The organism is Vibrio antiquarius (assembly GCF_000024825.1).
Lineage (GTDB): Bacteria > Pseudomonadota > Gammaproteobacteria > Enterobacterales > Vibrionaceae > Vibrio > Vibrio diabolicus.
Genome location: NC_013457.1, coordinates 742,091 through 758,760, shown reverse-complemented (window position 1 = coordinate 758,760; position 16,670 = coordinate 742,091). Strand labels below are relative to the sequence as shown.

Annotated in this window: 16 protein-coding genes; 5 read left to right on the top strand and 11 right to left on the bottom strand. The window is 45.9% G+C overall.

Annotated features, from left to right (window positions below):
• Complete coding sequence (locus VEA_RS18255; RefSeq protein WP_006741377.1) at positions 1-1,083, bottom strand: efflux RND transporter periplasmic adaptor subunit; 1,083 nt, start codon at positions 1,081-1,083, stop codon at positions 1-3.
• A gap of 104 nt (positions 1,084-1,187) precedes the next feature.
• Complete coding sequence (locus VEA_RS18250; protein ID WP_005392703.1) at positions 1,188-2,069, bottom strand: LysR family transcriptional regulator; 882 nt, start codon at positions 2,067-2,069, stop codon at positions 1,188-1,190.
• Between the two features lie 112 nt (positions 2,070-2,181).
• Between VEA_RS18250 and VEA_RS18245 the strand changes: the two genes are divergently transcribed.
• Complete coding sequence (locus VEA_RS18245) at positions 2,182-2,541, top strand: DUF6559 family protein (RefSeq protein ID WP_012842376.1); 360 nt, start codon at positions 2,182-2,184, stop codon at positions 2,539-2,541.
• Between the two features lie 78 nt (positions 2,542-2,619).
• On the opposite strand, the gene tyrS is transcribed toward VEA_RS18245, so the two are convergent.
• From tyrS to ppsA, 4 genes are all read right to left on the bottom strand, one after another.
• Positions 2,620-3,879, bottom strand: a complete 1,260-nt coding sequence (gene tyrS, locus VEA_RS18240) for a tyrosine--tRNA ligase (protein ID WP_006741379.1) — start codon at positions 3,877-3,879, stop codon at positions 2,620-2,622.
• An 82-nt stretch (positions 3,880-3,961) separates the two neighbouring features.
• Positions 3,962-4,768 carry a response regulator transcription factor gene (locus VEA_RS18235; protein WP_041853148.1) on the bottom strand — a complete coding sequence of 269 codons (807 nt, stop codon included), beginning with the start codon at positions 4,766-4,768 and terminating at the stop codon, positions 3,962-3,964.
• A gap of 193 nt (positions 4,769-4,961) precedes the next feature.
• Positions 4,962-5,741: a lipid-binding SYLF domain-containing protein gene (locus VEA_RS18230; RefSeq protein WP_006741381.1), complete on the bottom strand. Its 780-nt coding sequence runs from the start codon at positions 5,739-5,741 to the stop codon at positions 4,962-4,964.
• A 170-nt stretch (positions 5,742-5,911) separates the two neighbouring features.
• Positions 5,912-8,284 (bottom strand): phosphoenolpyruvate synthase, encoded by a 2,373-nt coding sequence (gene ppsA, locus VEA_RS18225; RefSeq protein ID WP_006741382.1) that lies wholly within the window; start codon positions 8,282-8,284, stop codon positions 5,912-5,914.
• A gap of 251 nt (positions 8,285-8,535) precedes the next feature.
• On the opposite strand from ppsA, the gene ppsR reads away from it, so the two are divergent.
• Entirely contained in the window at positions 8,536-9,372 is an 837-nt protein-coding gene (gene ppsR, locus VEA_RS18220) for a posphoenolpyruvate synthetase regulatory kinase/phosphorylase PpsR (RefSeq protein ID WP_005392709.1), read from the top strand.
• 80 nt (positions 9,373-9,452) lie between these two features.
• Here ppsR and ansB read toward each other — a convergent pair whose 3' ends face one another.
• Positions 9,453-10,517 carry an L-asparaginase 2 gene (ansB, locus tag VEA_RS18215; protein ID WP_006741383.1) on the bottom strand — a complete coding sequence of 355 codons (1,065 nt, stop codon included), beginning with the start codon at positions 10,515-10,517 and terminating at the stop codon, positions 9,453-9,455.
• Positions 10,518-10,887: 370 nt separating this feature from the next.
• The gene (locus VEA_RS18210; RefSeq protein ID WP_005464135.1) at positions 10,888-12,144 is read right to left on the bottom strand and encodes an adenylosuccinate synthase; all 1,257 of its coding nucleotides are present in this window, start codon (positions 12,142-12,144) and stop codon (positions 10,888-10,890) included.
• Between the two features lie 105 nt (positions 12,145-12,249).
• On the opposite strand from VEA_RS18210, the gene VEA_RS18205 reads away from it, so the two are divergent.
• The 3 genes from VEA_RS18205 to VEA_RS18195 all read left to right on the top strand — a co-directional run bounded on the left by VEA_RS18205 (position 12,250) and on the right by VEA_RS18195 (position 14,209).
• Positions 12,250-13,119, top strand: a complete 870-nt coding sequence (locus VEA_RS18205; protein WP_006741384.1) for a LysR family transcriptional regulator — start codon at positions 12,250-12,252, stop codon at positions 13,117-13,119.
• Positions 13,120-13,122: 3 nt separating this feature from the next.
• Positions 13,123-13,515: a ribosome recycling factor family protein gene (locus VEA_RS18200; RefSeq protein WP_006741385.1), complete on the top strand. Its 393-nt coding sequence runs from the start codon at positions 13,123-13,125 to the stop codon at positions 13,513-13,515.
• A 79-nt stretch (positions 13,516-13,594) separates the two neighbouring features.
• The gene (locus tag VEA_RS18195) at positions 13,595-14,209 is read left to right on the top strand and encodes a LysE family translocator (RefSeq protein ID WP_006741386.1); all 615 of its coding nucleotides are present in this window, start codon (positions 13,595-13,597) and stop codon (positions 14,207-14,209) included.
• A gap of 93 nt (positions 14,210-14,302) precedes the next feature.
• Here VEA_RS18195 and VEA_RS18190 read toward each other — a convergent pair whose 3' ends face one another.
• Genes VEA_RS18190 through VEA_RS18180 form a run of 3 tightly spaced genes read right to left on the bottom strand, consistent with a single transcriptional unit; the run spans position 14,303 to position 16,664 of the window.
• Positions 14,303-14,824, bottom strand: coding sequence for a DUF2058 domain-containing protein (locus tag VEA_RS18190; RefSeq protein WP_006741387.1), 522 nt, complete (start codon positions 14,822-14,824; stop codon positions 14,303-14,305).
• Positions 14,825-14,871: 47 nt separating this feature from the next.
• Positions 14,872-15,648: a maleate cis-trans isomerase family protein gene (locus VEA_RS18185; RefSeq protein WP_006741388.1), complete on the bottom strand. Its 777-nt coding sequence runs from the start codon at positions 15,646-15,648 to the stop codon at positions 14,872-14,874.
• A gap of 56 nt (positions 15,649-15,704) precedes the next feature.
• Positions 15,705-16,664 carry a cyclodeaminase gene (locus VEA_RS18180; RefSeq protein WP_006741389.1) on the bottom strand — a complete coding sequence of 320 codons (960 nt, stop codon included), beginning with the start codon at positions 16,662-16,664 and terminating at the stop codon, positions 15,705-15,707.
• Between the last annotated feature and the right edge of the window lie 6 nt (positions 16,665-16,670).

The following is a 16,670-nucleotide window of genomic DNA, read 5'->3' as shown; positions in this document are numbered from 1 at the left end:
CTACAACGTCTTGATGGTCAGGTTTGGGGCGGCATCGCCCTCGCTCAGATAATGGCTACCGCTGATCACCACGTAATCGCCTTGCTCAAAACTTCCGGTCACACACGCTTGGTATGCGTCGATAGAGTCAAGATTGACCGGCTCTGAATGAATAACCGCATCACGAACCACATTCACGTGCAGAGTTTGTTTCTCCCCCAAAATTGCAGAGTAAGGAAAGCAATGGCTTGAGTGACTGGTGTTGAGCGCGGTATTAACCGTGACTGCTTTACCGTTGAATAGCGCACTGGAAATCGAATCGATGTCTAGCGTGACGGTATAGGTTTGTTTGAGCAGGTGCTTTTTCGGCGCGATTTCTGACACGGTTGCTCGGTAGGATTGTTCCGAATCATACCAAGTCAATGATGCTGGCTGACCTAGTGCGAATTGCGCAATCATATTTTCTGGCACGTCGATGTCCACTTCCCAGCTGCCTTCTTGCTGAATTGACACAACACTGCCGCCCGGCAAGGTTTGTTCATGTGGATCAACAGAAACGTCGGCAACAATGCCAGTGAATGGTGCACGTAGAGTGGTGTAACGTAGGGCATCTTTTGCACGTTGGATGTTTTTCTCAACCACTTTGACGGCAGAGAGGCTACGTTCGTAACTGCTGATGGCTCGGTCTAAGTTTACGCTGGCAATGGCATCATCAGAAGTCGCTTGTTTTACGCGCTTTAACTCAGCTTTCGCAAGTTTGTGGGCTGATTGTGCTTCTAACATGCGTGCTTGTAATTCTTCTAGTGAGACTTGGTAGTCGTGCTTGTCCAGCATGGCAATGACTTGGCCTTTTTCTACCAAGCTGCCTTTATTTACGAACACGCTTTCCACGGTGCCGGGTACACGAAAAGAGAGTGAGGCGGTTTCTTTTGCTTTTACGATCCCGCTGAATGATTTGTTGAGTTCTTCATTCCTTTCGTTGACTTCAATCACTTGAACGGGTCTGGATGCGCTAGGCTCCTCAACCTGAGGTTGAGTTTGATTACAGCCGAGTAGAGAGAGCGCGATAGTGCTCAGCGCGGCGGTTTTAATTTGATGATTCATAAGATGGCTCCATAATTTCGGCGCCATCTTATAATTCACAGATGTTCAGATAATCATGCGTACGCATGATTCAATGTCACGAATTTTATGACAATAAATGCAAGCTACAAAAGTTTTGGGATTTTATTGCACAAATGTTCAATAAGTAACCGGCTAGCTTGGTTCAGCGTTTTCGGCTTAGGGTAGAGTAACCACCCCGTTTCTTCTGTGACGGCATATTGAGACAATACTTGCACCAATGCACCGGATTCGAGCTCATTTTTTACCAACAGTTTTGGGATATAACTGATGCCGCGGTCAAGCACTGTGGAGCTTTTGATAAAGCCGATGTTGTTGGAAATGAGTTTCGGTTTGAGCGCTACGTTTTGTTCCTGAAAATGCCAAAGGTTGTCGACATTGCCATTTGGCCAACGAAAACAAATGCACTGATGATCACTCAACTCTTCTAATGTAGCGGGCGTGCCGTGAGTTTGAAGATAGTTCGGTGAGGCAACGACACATCGGTCTAGCGTTAAGATCTTTCTGGCGACAATGTCTGAATCAAACAGCATGCCGCCGTGCAGCGCGATGTCCAACCCCTGCTGAAACATATCAATAAAGCCATTGTTGATATTGCGAATGTCGAGCTCAACCTGCGGGTATTGATCCTGAAATTCAAACAAAATGGGTTGAAGAGGTTCATAGGTTTCTGGCAGAAGGCCAAGTTTGATTTTGCCTCTGACCTCGATGCTTTCGTTACTGGCTTGCTGGTTTGCCGAATCAAGCAAGGTGAGCACTTTTTGCAGATCTTGGTAGTAGGCATCGCCTTTGTTTGTCAGCGAAAGGCTGCGAGTGGTGCGGTGAAAAAGTTGCGTTCCGAGGTAACGTTCCAGTTCTCCAATGCGTCGGCTAACATTTGCTCGTGGCAAGTCCAAAGCATTGGCTGCCGCTGTAAAGCTACCAAGTTGGACGACTTTGGTGAACAGTTTTAGATCGTCAATTTTCACTCTTGAACTCCATACTCTTTGAGCGCCGTGCTAAACCCTGACACTCTAGAGTATTGATGTGTGGTATACAAAACTTATTATTAATTATCGAAATATAAATAAGGGCTTCAACATGTTGAGATTTATACAACGTCGCCGCATTAAGAAAGTGATTAAGCTAATGAGTACCAGATTGGTGGTGGGATACGGCAGTCGTGAGTACTTTTCCGTCGGTCAGGTAAAGACGAGCACCAGTGAGTTAAGCACGTGCCAACAAAAAATTGCGTTGGCGTTGTACGCGAATCCGCAAGAACTTGATTTGGAAAACCAACCCGAGTTGCAAGCCATCCGCTCTGATGTGGCGCATGACTTCTTTGCTGGTGCTGATTATACCGCTCAAGATGTGCTTAATTTATTCGGTGCTGGTGGCTGGAAAGGCGGCCGAATGGAAGATGGAATGTCTCATCATTTTGGTATGCACAGCCGATACTAGAGCGAGCTAACCTTATAAAGTCTTGTCAGTTAACTCGCTATATCACTTTGCCTTGTGAGGTGTCACTACGATGCTTTGTTAAGCGGTACGCTTTACGAGGCAGAAGTGCTTTTTACCGCGTTGCAGTAACCAGTATTGGTCAAACAGTGGGAAGCTTAAACTCGGGTTATCAGCCGACACTTTTTCACCGTTTACACTGATGGCGTTGTTGCTGATGTGTTCGCGCGCAACACGTTTCGAGCTTGCTAAACCCGACTCAACCAGCAGCTCAACCAAATCTTGTTGTGCACTCTCAATGCTTGGTAAACCATCCAACTCCAATTGTTTTAATTCACCCAAACTCAGTTGTTGCATATTACCGCTGAATAAAGCTTGCGTGATGCGTTCGGCACTGGCTAGACCTTCTTCGCCATGAACAAATCGCGTCATTTCTTCAGCGAGAATACGTTGTGCTTGTGGCTTGCCTTGGCTTGCTTGGTCTTGCGCTTCAATGCTGGCAATTTCTTCGCAGCTCAAGAACGTGTAGTAACGCAAGAAGTGGTAAACGTCGGCGTCTTCTGCGCCAAGCCAGAACTGGTAGAAGGCGTAAGGAGAGGTTTTGCTAGGATCTAGCCACACTGCGCCGCCTTCGGTTTTGCCAAATTTGCTGCCATCGGATTTGGTGATCAGCGGCAGAGTTAAGCCAAATACTTGCTCACCATTTTGACGACGAGTTAAATCGATCCCACCGACGATGTTTCCCCATTGGTCATTGCCACCGATTTGCAAACGACAATCGTATTGACGGTTTAGCTCGGCAAAATCGTACGATTGCAGCAGAGCGTAGCTAAATTCGGTAAAAGAGATGCCTTGATCAGGGCGTTGCAAGCGTTGCTTTACCGACTCTCGGTTGATCATGGTATTGATCGAGAAGTGCTTACCCACATCGCGGAAGAAGTCGATCACATTGATCGCTTTCATCCAGTCAGCGTTGTTCACCATGATCATTGGCTTGGCCAGTTGGTGATTCATCAACTGCTGAATTTGATTAGAAAGGTCGTTAACCCAACCTGAGACGATTTCCTTTGAGTTCAGACTGCGCTCGGTCGCTTTAAAGCTTGGGTCGCCAATCATGCCCGTTGCGCCGCCAATCAAGGCTATAGCCTGGTGTCCGGCATCTTGAAAGCGCTTAAGCATAATCAAAGGCACGAGGTGGCCGATGTGTAAGCTGCCTGCTGTAGGATCGAAGCCGCAGTAAACGGTTTGTGGCTGTGAGAGAAGTGTCTGAATTTCTTCCAAATCGCTGGCCTGTGCAATCAAGCCACGATCTTGTAAATCTTGCAGTAATGGTGTCGTCATTCTTTTTGTCTGTCTTAGTGGTTGTTGTATTCAGACTAAAACGCGACACCTTTTCTCCATATATCCCTTAAGGGACAGTTTTTTATCTTGAATGGAGAATGAGGTGATTGAGGAAAAGCTGGAATAACTCACTCAATGAAGACACATTTAACTGCGAGTAAATGCGTTTTCGATGATTTTTGACTGTGCCTTGAACTAAGTGTAACCGCGCGGCAATTTCTTTGGTGTCAAACCCTTGAGCGAGAAGTGAAGCCACCTCTTGCTCGCGACGAGTGAGTGATTCTACGCCAAATGTTGCTAAAGCTTGCTCAATGGCTAATCGCATACTGCCAGAATAAGCACTCTGGGCAAAAACAGGCTCAGAAAAGGTAAACTCCGTTTGTTTCCAGTGCTGCTGACAAAGCGATTGAATTATCGGGAAGTAGGGCTTTAATTTATTGATTTGCTGTTGAGAAAAGTATTTTCCATCATTCATATACCCGAAGTACAACATGACCCAACGGCCAGGTTCGACTTCGACTAGCATGCTCAGTTCGTCTTTCCACCCTGTTTGATGATAGAACTGCTCGCAGTATGAAGTGAAGTCAACGCCTTTACGCGCCACGTCTTTGAGCGTAAATATGCCTTGTTGTTTTGTCTCGTTTAGTTTGAGAAAGAAAGGGTCATTTTGAAATGAGTCAGTAAGGTAGCGTTGAAAAAGTAACTCTCGCTCGTTCTCAATCGAGTCGTAGAGATAGATAGGATGTTTACCTTCTCGATAACCTAAAATAACCGCGCAATCAAAATGAAAAAGAGTGCGAATGACACGCATAAGCTTAGGAGTAAAGTTAGGCGTATTAAGAGCAGAAATTGCTTCTGCCAGCAGATTATTAAAGTTATTGTCAGGCATGGGATACCGAATCGCAGATGGTTTTGGGCAAGCATAACGAAAAGCCATCCAACGAGAAAGGGAAGTCACCATCTTCTGGTGACTTCCCATGAGAAAGTTGCACAAGTACTCAGTTTTGAGGAGTCATAGCTGCGTTAACTTATTGATAAGGGTGCATAACAACCGTTCTGTTTAAGCGATTAGTTGCTATGCGTTACTGCGAGTTGGTGAGCTCTTCGTTAACCCAATATTTAGAACCAGACACGTTGGCATCGATGAGCAAGCCTTTTGCATTCAACTGATAAACGGCGACGCCACTGTTAAATTGCTTTGAAAGTTGCTCTGAGTCTTCGCCAGCTACAGCAGAGGCTTCACTGGTCGCTTCCCATCCTTCGTTGACGAAAGTGTCAAAGTCTTCTTTGCTCTCAAACAGAATCACTTGTTGGTAAAACTTGCCGCCAGCCCCAAGTGCGACGCCCAAACCAAACATATTCATATAAGTGCGTTTTTCTGTTTCCTTATTTACTGCGACACCTGACCCTGAGTTGGTGTGAAACAACAAAGACAATTTACGAGAATCAAAGACCGCGTAGCCGTAAGCGTTGTCGTAAATGGCTTTGGCCTCCGGCTTTTCATTAAACAACTTGAGCAAAGCACTATCCGCCATTAAGTCTACGGCTTGGCGAGCTTCTTCTGGCGTGTCGCCTTCCATCAGTTCATCAATTTTCTTGTCGGCTGCATCTATCCATTCTTTGCTTTTCTCGATACTAGCTTCTGTCCACTCGCCCGCGGTATTGATTGCTTCCTCGGACCAGTTCGTGAAATCTTGCCACGCTTGTTTTGAAAAGGCTTTGGTATCGTCCCAAGCATCTTGCGCAGTATCAGAAACCGCTTCGCCTAGCTCAGACATTTTGTTGGAAATATCATCCCAATCTGCGTAAGCGGGAGATGCTAGGAGCATCAATGTGGTAATGAGTGCGATAGACTTTTTCATCAAATTCTCTCTGGAGTTGTCGATACATCATTCATTCTAGGTCATCAGACTTTGATAATGAAATTGACTAAATGGCGATCTTGAGAGAGGAATCACGAACTGATTGCGAAATGACGTATGAATAACAAAGCCCTCACAAGGGGAGTGTGAGGGCTTGAGTTTTTAGCGCGTTACTTGCTGCTAACTTTACCGAGCTGTAACCAAGTATCGATAACGGTGTCTGGGTTTAGTGAAACAGAGCTGATGCCTTGCTCCATCAACCATTCCGCCAAATCTTCATGATCTGATGGGCCCTGACCACAAATACCCACGTACTTACCAGCTTTGGTTGCTGCGTCTATTGCCATTTTCAGCATGATTTTCACTGCTGCGTTACGCTCATCAAACAGATGTGCCACGTCGCCAGAATCACGGTCCAGACCAAGCGTTAGCTGAGTCATGTCGTTTGAACCGATAGAGAAACCATCGAAGTACTTCAAGAACTCGTCAGCAAGCACGGCGTTGGATGGCAGCTCACACATCATGATGACTTTCAGACCTTGGTCGCCACGGCGCAGATCAAACTTCGCTAGCAAATCTATCACTGATGCAGCTTCGCTTGGTGTACGCACGAATGGGATCATGATTTCAACGTTCTTCAGACCCATTTCGTTACGAACGCGCTTGATAGCTTGAGTTTCTAACTCGAAGCAATCTTCAAACACTGGAGAAATGTAACGAGACGCACCACGGAAGCCGAGCATTGGGTTTTCTTCATGCGGTTCGTAGGCTTTACCACCAACCAAGTTGCTGTATTCGTTAGACTTAAAGTCAGACATACGAACGATGACGCGTTTTGGCCAGAAAGCAGAAGCGATAGTCGCGATGCCTTCAGTCAGCTTGCTCACGTAGAAATCGATAGGATCTTTGTAACCACGAATGCGCTGTTTAATTTCTGCTTTTAGCTCATCGCTTTGCGCATCAAAGTTAAGTAATGCTTTCGGGTGAATACCGATCATCTTGTTGATGATGAACTCTAGACGAGCAAGACCAACACCTTCGTTTGGAATCTGAGCAAAGTCGAATGCGCGATCTGGGTTGCCCACATTCATCATCACTTTGGTCGGCAGTAGTGGCAGTTCATCAACAGAAGAGCGTTTTACATCAAACTCAAGTTCACCTTGGTAAACGTAACCCGTTTCGCCTTCTGCACAAGATACTGTCACTGTTGCGCCATCAGTCAGTTTGCTTGTCGCATCGCCACAGCCAACGATTGCAGGAATACCAAGTTCACGAGCAATGATTGCTGCGTGACAAGTACGTCCGCCACGGTTGGTAACAATAGCAGAAGCTTTCTTCATCACTGGTTCCCAGTCTGGGTCAGTCATGTCTGTAACCAACACATCACCTTCCTGAACCAATGACATTTGGTCCAGAGAGTCAACCAAACGCACTGCACCTTTACCGATACGTTGACCGATTGCACGACCTTCAATCAAAACATCTGCTTTGTTCTGTAGCTCGTAGCGCTCAATCACGTTTTGTTCCGTTTGTGAACATACGGTTTCAGGACGAGCTTGAACAATGTACAGCTTGCCGTCGATGCCATCTTTTGCCCACTCAATGTCCATTGGACGCTGGTAGTGCTTCTCGATGATCATCGCTTGTTTGGCGAGCTCTTTGATCTCTTCGTCGTTCAGTGAGAACGTGTTGCGCTCTTCATCAGAAGTATCAACGATATCAACTTGTTTGCCGATCTCTTGGTTGTCAGAGTAGATCATTTTGATCAACTTAGAACCAAATGTTTTCTTAACGATCGGGTGTTCGCCCGCTTCAAGCATTGGCTTATGAACGTAGAATTCATCAGGGTTTACTGCGCCTTGAACGACCATTTCACCTAGGCCCCATGAAGAGGTGATGAAGACAACTTGGTCGAAACCAGACTCAGTATCAAGCGTAAACATCACACCCGAAGAAGCTTTGTCTGAACGCACCATACGTTGGATACCCGCAGATAGTGAGATACCACGATGGTCGAAACCTTGGTGTACACGGTAAGAGATCGCACGGTCGTTAAATAGAGAAGCGTAAACGTGCTTAGTTGCTTCTAGTACTGCATCGATGCCTTTCACGTTCAAAAACGTTTCTTGCTGACCAGCAAAAGAAGCATCAGGCAGGTCTTCTGCCGTAGCAGACGAACGAACTGCGACTGAAAGCTCAGGGTTGCCTTCAATCAGTTCTTGGTAGTTTTCACGGATTTCTTGTTCAAGGTCCGCAGGGAAAGGGGCCTCTAATACCCATTGACGGATGGTTGCACCTGTCTTACGCAGAGCTTCCACATCCTCAACGTCTAGTTCATCAAGTAATTGGTGAATACGCTCATCCAAACCTTCGTGGTCAAGGAATTGGTTAAACGCGTATGAGGTTGTCGCAAAACCATTTGGTACAGAAACGCCTGCGTTCGCTAGGTTAGAAACCATTTCGCCAAGTGAAGCATTCTTACCGCCGACTTTGTCGACATCATCCATGGATAGGCCATTGAACCAGAGGGTGTTCTTTTGCATGTCTTTCTCCAGAAACATTGCAGCTTAGTAGGGGGACTTAAATCGCTCTAAACAATCGCATGTTGGCTGTTATTACACTTTGACCATACATTGCTTCATTTAGATTGATATCAAAGGCAAACGATTACGTTCTGGCTAAAAAAAATTCAAAAGAATTTTTAAAGCTGTGGTGAACCTAACTGAAAGCCAAACTGATTTATTAATATTATGTTTACCATCCTACTCAAAAGATTTTGAAAAATTAAACAGAAATGCAAATAAATAACCAAAGTCGTGATGTGTTCTATGTTTCTGACGGTACGGCGATAACATGTGAGACATTAGGACATGTTGTTCTCGGTCAATTTCCGTTCATTCCTAACGAAAAAACCTTTCCGTTCGTAGAAAGCCAGGACAAAGTTGCTGACGTTGTAAAAGAAATTGAAACTTCCTACCAACGCAATGGCGTCAAACCTCTGGTGTTTTTCTCTATCGTGGTGCCAGACGTACGTGAAATGCTTCTGGAAGCGCCTGCATACAGCTACGATGTGTTGGAAAGCATTGTACAGAAAGTGCAAGATGACATTCAGATGGCGCCAAAACCCAAGTTGCAACGTTCTCGCAGTGTGGGGAAAGATTCCGATACTTATTTCGACCGTATCGCGGCCATTGAATATACATTGGCGCATGATGATGGCATCACGCTAAAAGGGTTGGAACAAGCCGATATCATCCTGCTGGGAGTATCGCGCAGCGGGAAAACCCCGACCAGCTTGTATATGGCGATGCAATTTGGTTTGCGTGTCGTGAACTATCCGTTCATTGCGGAAGATGTGAAGATGATGCGTTTGTTGCCTGAGTTTGAGATCCATCGTCATAAGTTGTTCGGGCTTACTATCGACCCTGAACGTTTGACTGAAATCCGTGAGAATCGTTTATCCGGAAGTGATTACGCCAGTACCGAGCAGTGTAAGCTGGAGCTAGACACCGTAGAGGCGTTGTTTAGAAGAGAGGCGATCCCATATATCAATACGTCCTCTCTCTCTGTGGAAGAGATCACCACGCGTATTCTTGAAAAAGCAGGGATGAAACGCCGTTTGTTTGGTTAATACGGGGCGCCAACATTGTCGTGTGCAAGAGGAGGCGAGTAACACCTCCTCTTGTGCATATAAAGATGCCTTACACAGAATTAATAGTATTGGAACATCTTTTGGATGTCTTGATAGTTTTTGGTTTGAGTAAGTGACAGCATCAGTAAGATACGTGCTTTTTGTGGGTTTAGTGTGCCTGAGGCAACAAAGCCATATTTGTCGTCATCAATTTCAGCATCCAAAGTGGTTGAACCGGTTGGTGTGCGAGAGCTTCTTACGACAACAACGCCATCTTTGCTCGCTTTTTCTAGCTCATCAAAGACCGTGTGGTACAAGTTACCATTACCCACACCAGCACTTACAATACCGTCAAATTTGGCATCAACAAAGGCTTTGACTGGTAAGCTCGACGCATTTGCATAGTTATAAACAATGCCGACTTTAGGTAGTGTGTTGAGTTTTGATACATCGAATGGTGTTTCTGTGGTGTGTTTACGCTCTGGGCTTCGTTGATATTTGGCATCGCTATTATGAATGTAACCGATAGGGCCAAAGTTAGGTGACTGGAAAGTACTGACGGAAGTGGTGTTTGTTTTAGTTACGTCTCGCGCATCGAATATAGTGTCATTCATCGCGACTAACACGCCGCGCCCTTCAGAATCTTCATCGGTGGCTGTCACGACGGCGTTGTATAAATTAACTGGGCCATCAGCACTCATTGCGGTGGAAGGACGCATTGCACCGACAATCACGACTGGTTTTTTGCTCTTGACGGTCAGATCAAGGAAGTAAGCGGTTTCTTCTAACGTATCGGTACCATGCGTGATGACGATACCGTCAACATCATCTTGAGCGAGCAGTTCGTTGACGCGTTTGGCTAATTTAAGCCATACCTCATCATTCATATCTTGTGAACCGATACTGACCACTTGCTCTCCAGAAATATCGGCAATGTTGGTCATGCTAGGTACCGCAGAAATCAATGATTCGACACCGACTTTACCTGCGGTGTAGTTTGACTCTGTCGCAGATTGACCTGCGCCTGCTATGGTGCCGCCAGTGGCAAGAATTTTAATGTTCGGAAGATCGGATTGCGCAAAAGAGAACGAACTGATGCATAAACCGAGAGTTATCGTACTGAGGCGGAAAAGATTTTTCGTCATTGGAATCACCTGCTGTTAGGTTGGATGTTGGGGAACTCATCTATCCTAAAAACAGCGGGTTAGATTTTTTGAGCACTAGTTCAACAAATTGCAGATGAAGATCGTGATCAAGCAATCAGTTAAAGAACATTAATTCAAACAATTAACTTAAATAACGTGCTTCTTTAACAAGTGAGATGTACTAATAACGTGCACAATGCGTTATATGCTCTAATCTATTGATTGATAAATAAAGAGGGAAGGTAGGCGCGATTAGGTTACTAAACACGAATTGAGAAGTGCAATTTCTTCAAAGTTTACAGTGTAAAAAAAAGCGGCTTTACCCCGGAACAGATAAAAGCCGCTTGCCAATGATGTGTTAATTCACATCTTATCGCATAATCATTTGTTCACGGCCTGGACCCACAGACACCATTTTTACTGGTACGCCCATCAGTTCTTCAATGCGTAGAACGTACTTCTGTGCTGCTACTGGTAGCTCTTCAAACTTACGACAACCTGTGATGTCTTCGCTCCAGCTTTCCATTTTCTCGTAGATTGGTGCTAGTGCTGCCGTTTGAGGCCAGATTGGGTTTTCGCTGTGGTCGCCTTCGTAGCCAACACAGATTTTCAGATCGTTAAGACCAGTCAAACAGTCTACTTTAGTTAGCGCAATTTCAGTTGCTGCTTGCAGTTCAACGCCGTTCTTCGTAGCGACAGCGTCGAAGTAGCCCATATCGCGCGGACGACCTGTAGTTGCACCGAACTCGCCTGCAAGTTCACGAAAAGCGTCTTGCTCTTCCATTGCCGTGATCAACGTACCAGTACCTACTGATGAGCTGAATGCTTTTGCAACCGCAATAACGCGCTCAGGACGAAGTGCTGGAAGACCACTGCCGATACCCGCATACATTGATACAACGTTAGAAGATGTTGTCCAAGGGTACTCACCGTAAACAAGGTCACGACCCGCGCCAAGCTGTGCTTCGAACAATAGTGTTTTGTCTTTTGCTTGTAGCTCTTTTAGAGGAAGCGTTACGTTGCAAATTGAATCGCGCCAAGGTGCAGACACTTCTAGCAACCAGTTAGCCATTTCTTCAGCGGTTTGTTCAAACTCGAACGTCGGGTAGAGCGCACGCAGTTGCGGAAGTTTCCAATCCATCATGAATTGAAGGCGTTCAACCAATACTTCTGGTTGCTTCAACCAACCAACAAGGATGCCTTTCTTCATTACGCGGTCACCGTACGCAGGTGCAATACCTTGACGAGTTGAACCGTATGCTTTGTCGCCTAAACGTTGTTCTTCTAGCGTATCTTCTAATGCGTGTAGAGGTAGACACAGTGTTGCGCGATCAGAGATGCACATATTCACTTTTACACCCGCTTCTTCAACTTCCGCAATCTCCTGAGACAGCAACGCAGGGCTGATAACCATACCCGGACCTAATACTGCCAAACAGTCTGGGTTGAAAACGCCACTTGGTAGCTGGTGCAGCTTGAACGTACCTAGGTCGTTAACCACGGTATGACCCGCGTTGTTACCACCTTGGAAACGAATGCTCGCAGAAGCTTGCTCTGCCAAAAAGTCAACGATGCGGCCTTTGCCTTCATCACCCCAGTTTGCACCCACAACAACGATAGACGACATAATTTAATCTCCAAAAACAGATGCAAAAATCTTAAGGCGTTCGCCATAATAAGAGAAATTAATTATACTCATTAACTTGATAAGAATCCCATATCGGAATTGGCAATGTTAGATTTGAACTGGCTGCGAACCTTCGTAACTCTTGCAGAGGTAAAGCATTTCGGCAAAACAGCGACGGAACTGCACATGACGCAACCGAACGTCAGCTTGCATATCAAGCAGTTGGAGCAGGCCACACGCACGAAATTGATTGAGCGAAATCCTGTGCAGTTGACGCAAGCGGGGAAGCGTTTGTTAGATACGGCGCAGCGGATGCTTAATGAGCTGCAAATTTGCCAATCGGATCTCAATGCCATCAACGATCTTACGCAAGGAACGCTTTCTATTGCGGCGAGCGATATCGTTTCACGTTTACTGCTTATCAAACCGTTCCAGCAATTCAAAAGTGAATACCCGGGTATCGACTTGGCATTGTTCAATACCACGTCTTCTCAAGCGGTGGATTTGGTGAAAAGTGCGCGTGCCGATATCGGCTTTGTTATCGCACAAAAAGAGAGTCAACCGCTGCATTTTACGCCTCTCACGCAAATTCACTGGTGTGCGTTTGGCGATAACATTTTTGAGTGGCAGGACAATCGAAAAGAGAGCCAGACGTTGATTCTGCTAGGGCACGACACGCGAACCCGTGAGCTGATAGATGCGTCTTTACCTGAGTTAAATCTGCCTAAGCATCGCGTGATGGAAGTGGGCAGTGTGGAAGCACAAATCGACTGGGCAGAAGCAGGATTTGGGACCGCCATTGTGCCGGATTTCTCTCTTGATCCGAGGTTAATGCTTTCCCGAGAAGTCACGCCTTTGCCTAGTTTTCCAAACACCGATTTCGGCTACATTGTGCGCCAAAATCAGGTGCTCTCCAAAGCCGCCAAACAGCTACTCACTTGGGTTGGAGAGAATGTGTCAGTGGTGGGAGAGTAACGGATGAAAGATGACGACATTATTGTTTCGCTGCCCTCTCTGATTCATCGCATTGGCGGTGAGAATGCTAAACGCATTAAAGTCATTGCGGCGGATTGCGGGTGTGACGTTAAGCGAGTTAGGCGCTCTCGTCATTGGCAAGTTTCTGGAGAAGCTTTGAACTTAAAAGCGTTACTTGATCAGCTAAAAGCAGGGCAGTGTGAAGAGCTAAGGTTTGTGATGAATAAGTTGGAGAAAGGGTTATCCGTTCATCAGGACAAACTGGAACCGTTGGAAGAAAAACTGATTCGGTTGGTGGTGCAAAACCCAAATATCACCTTGGCGGAGTTGATGACAGAAACGCACTGTACGATTGCGCAAGCCAGATCAGCTCGGTTTGAAGCGGAAATGCTCTAGCGTAGAATTTTTATTTACTCATTCTAGCAGCCAATGTTACGGTGCGGGCTATTACTAAAAATTAAGGCCATTTTTTATCATGGATATTTGGAAGCTCCTCCTTTTTATTCCCGCTTGCTTTGCTCTGAATATGACTCCAGGCCCAAACAACTTATTGGCAATGAATAATGCGCGTTGTTACGGTTTTCGTGCCGCGTTTGTCGCTAGTTTAGGGCGTATTACGGCATTTTCTGGCATGATCGCGCTGTCTGCCTCTGGGCTCGCCGTGATTTTGTACACATCAGAAATGCTGTTTTTAGCGTTAAAGCTGGTGGGTGCGTTGTATCTATTGTGGATTGCATTCAACCTTTGGCGTTCGGAATCGAGCCCGATCTCTGAGTTAACTAACTCACGCAACTATGCAGGGCTTGCGAAACAAGAGTTTACGCTTGCCGCCGGTAACCCGAAGGCGATTCTTATTTTTACTGCGTTTTTGCCGCAGTTTGTAGACGTGAACGCCAACGTTCAAGAGCAGTTTTTTGCCCTTGGCTCCACGTTTTTGATTTTAGAAATGGTCGCCATTTCAATTTACGCGATTTTTGGTTTGTACCTTAGACACTGGTTTTCAAATCCAAAAATGGCAAAACGTTTTAATCGGGGATGTTCGCTGTTTTTAGCCGCATCTGGTGTGAATTTGCTACTAAGCAAGCAATAACGCACATCATTTCTGTAGCGTATTTTTTCTATTAAAAAGAGCCGCTGATGTTATATCAGCGGCTCTTTTCGTTGATGCATCTATTGTTTGTTGTTACCACATCAAGTCATCTGGCACGACGAAATCTGCGTATGGGTCGTCTTCTGCTGGAATGTCCGATTCTGGTTCTTTCTGTTCGATGATGACGGATTCATCACGTTGAGCAATTTTATTCGCTACTCCGCGTGGAATGACAACGTAGCTTTCACCGACAATCGCAATGGCTAGAATGCCTTTAATCAACTGTTCACGGATGAGAGCATCAACATACAGTGACTTAACCAAGGTGCCATGGGTGAAGTTGTACTTAATATCGCCATCTTTTAAGTCGATCTTGTTCATCTCAATCAATTGATTGATTTGCGCTTTGATCTCTTTATTCAAACGCTCGGCATTTTGCTGTTCGCTCAATTGTTTATCACGCTCTAACTGTTGGCGTTTATTCTCTTCAACCGCCGCTTTTACTTCGCGTGCTTGAACGCGTGATTTTTTAGAGCCTTTCTTCGCTTTCTTTAGTTTCTTTTCATTAACTAAGCCAGCTTTCAGCATTTGTTCTTGAAGGGTAAGTTTTGCCATGTTTCATCCAGTTAGTGCGCAATTTTGTGCATTTTAGCGAGTCCTTATCAGCAAGGAAAGGGCGATGATGACACGTCGGAGAAATTATCGGACTCAAGCAAACGCAATGCGTCCCAAAGCATCACTTGGTTGGAGCTTAGTACAGGAATACCAAAGCGGCTTGAGAAATAAGGCAGTAGATGCATGACTCGCATGTTCGTGCATGAAATAAATACCGCGTCCACAGTGCAATCAATCGACTCAAGCAGGTGCGCTAAGGCATTTTCTACGTCTTGTCCTCCAATGGTTGGGATATGGGGATCGTAGTCGAGATTGAAATACCCAAAGGCCAGAACGTCAATGCCATGTTCGGTCATGGACTCATAAAGTGGGTGATTGACGTCATTAGTATACGGCGTCAGCATAACGATTCTTTGAGCTTGATGGTGTTCAAGCGCTCTCAGTGCGGCTTGCCAAGGGTTAGTTGTTATGGCTTCGGGTCTCTCTTGACGAATTAAATCAGTGATTTGATCGGAGCCAATGAGCACACTAGCTGACGTACAGCCAAACGCCATGACGTTGATTGGCCACATTGGCACGATGGTGCGTACACACTCGCGGATACTGTTTTGCATGTCTGTTAAGTGCAGAGGATCGACAGTACCTGTGGTGAGAAAGCGTGAAGTGTATAAGCGAACATCTGCGGGTAAATGCTCGCGCCATTCGTTTTCTAGCACATAGTCGGTCGCGAGTTGAATGAGTCCGATTGAACGTTGATAAGCGGATACATCCGCTGAAAAATCAAACTGAGTGGTTAAAGATTGAAACGTACAGAGCTCTGGCATGTTACGGCCCTCAAAAAGTGCGGTGGTTGCCCACCGCCAAAGTCACAGGGAATAAGTTACATCGTGGATTGAATGCTGGTGAGTTGTTGAGCGGTATAGTCAGCGATTGCGGTGTCTTGAACGCCAGTCCCTGTTAAATCACATACCGAAACATCGTCAACACGCCTTGAGTAGGGGTGCTTGCCGCAAATGATGTCGCCAAGTTCGACTAGGCTACGGGTGAGCGGTTTGTCTACACCACGTAATTCGCCAAGTGATTCTGACTGACTGATTCGATCGACCACCAGATGCTCAGCGTTTAGGATCACTGAGGTGGCAAGCTCACGTTTATGAGGGCTGTCTGAACCCATAGCGATCACGTGTGCTCCTGATGGGATATCTTCCCAATTCAGCAAAGGTTCTTTTGATGGTGTTGTCGTGACAATAATGTCGGCTTCTTGGCATGCTTGCTGGATAGAGGAGTGTACGGATACGGATAGATCGTATCGTTGCTCCATGCGTTGTTTGTAAGCCTGCGATTTTGTGTTGTCTCTTGCCCAGATGTTCACTTGGGAGATTGGCCTAACTAATTTTATCGCAGCGACTTGGAGTTCTGCTTGAAGCCCACTGCCAATAACCGTAATTTTGGATGCTTCTGAGTTCGACAGGTATTTCGCGGAGATAGCGCCAGCGAGAGCAGTACGAATGTCGGTTAGATACCCTTCGTCAAACAATACGCTATCAACCAGCCCTGTTTTCGCGCTAAAGAGCACCATCAAACCATTTAGGCTGGGTAGTCCTAGTTTTGGGTTATCAAAAAATCCTGGGCTGATTTTTATCGCGAAGCGCTCATTACCTTTGATATGCGCCGTTTTTACATCCACTTCGCCGTTATGCTCTTCAATTGCCATGCTAAGAATCGGAGGCATGGTGACGTTGCCTTGCCCAAGCGCTTTGAAGCCATTTTCCACGGCCGCTAACGCATTAAGATCTAACTGAGTCACTTGCTCTATCTGAGATTTATTATAGATTTTCATTCGCAC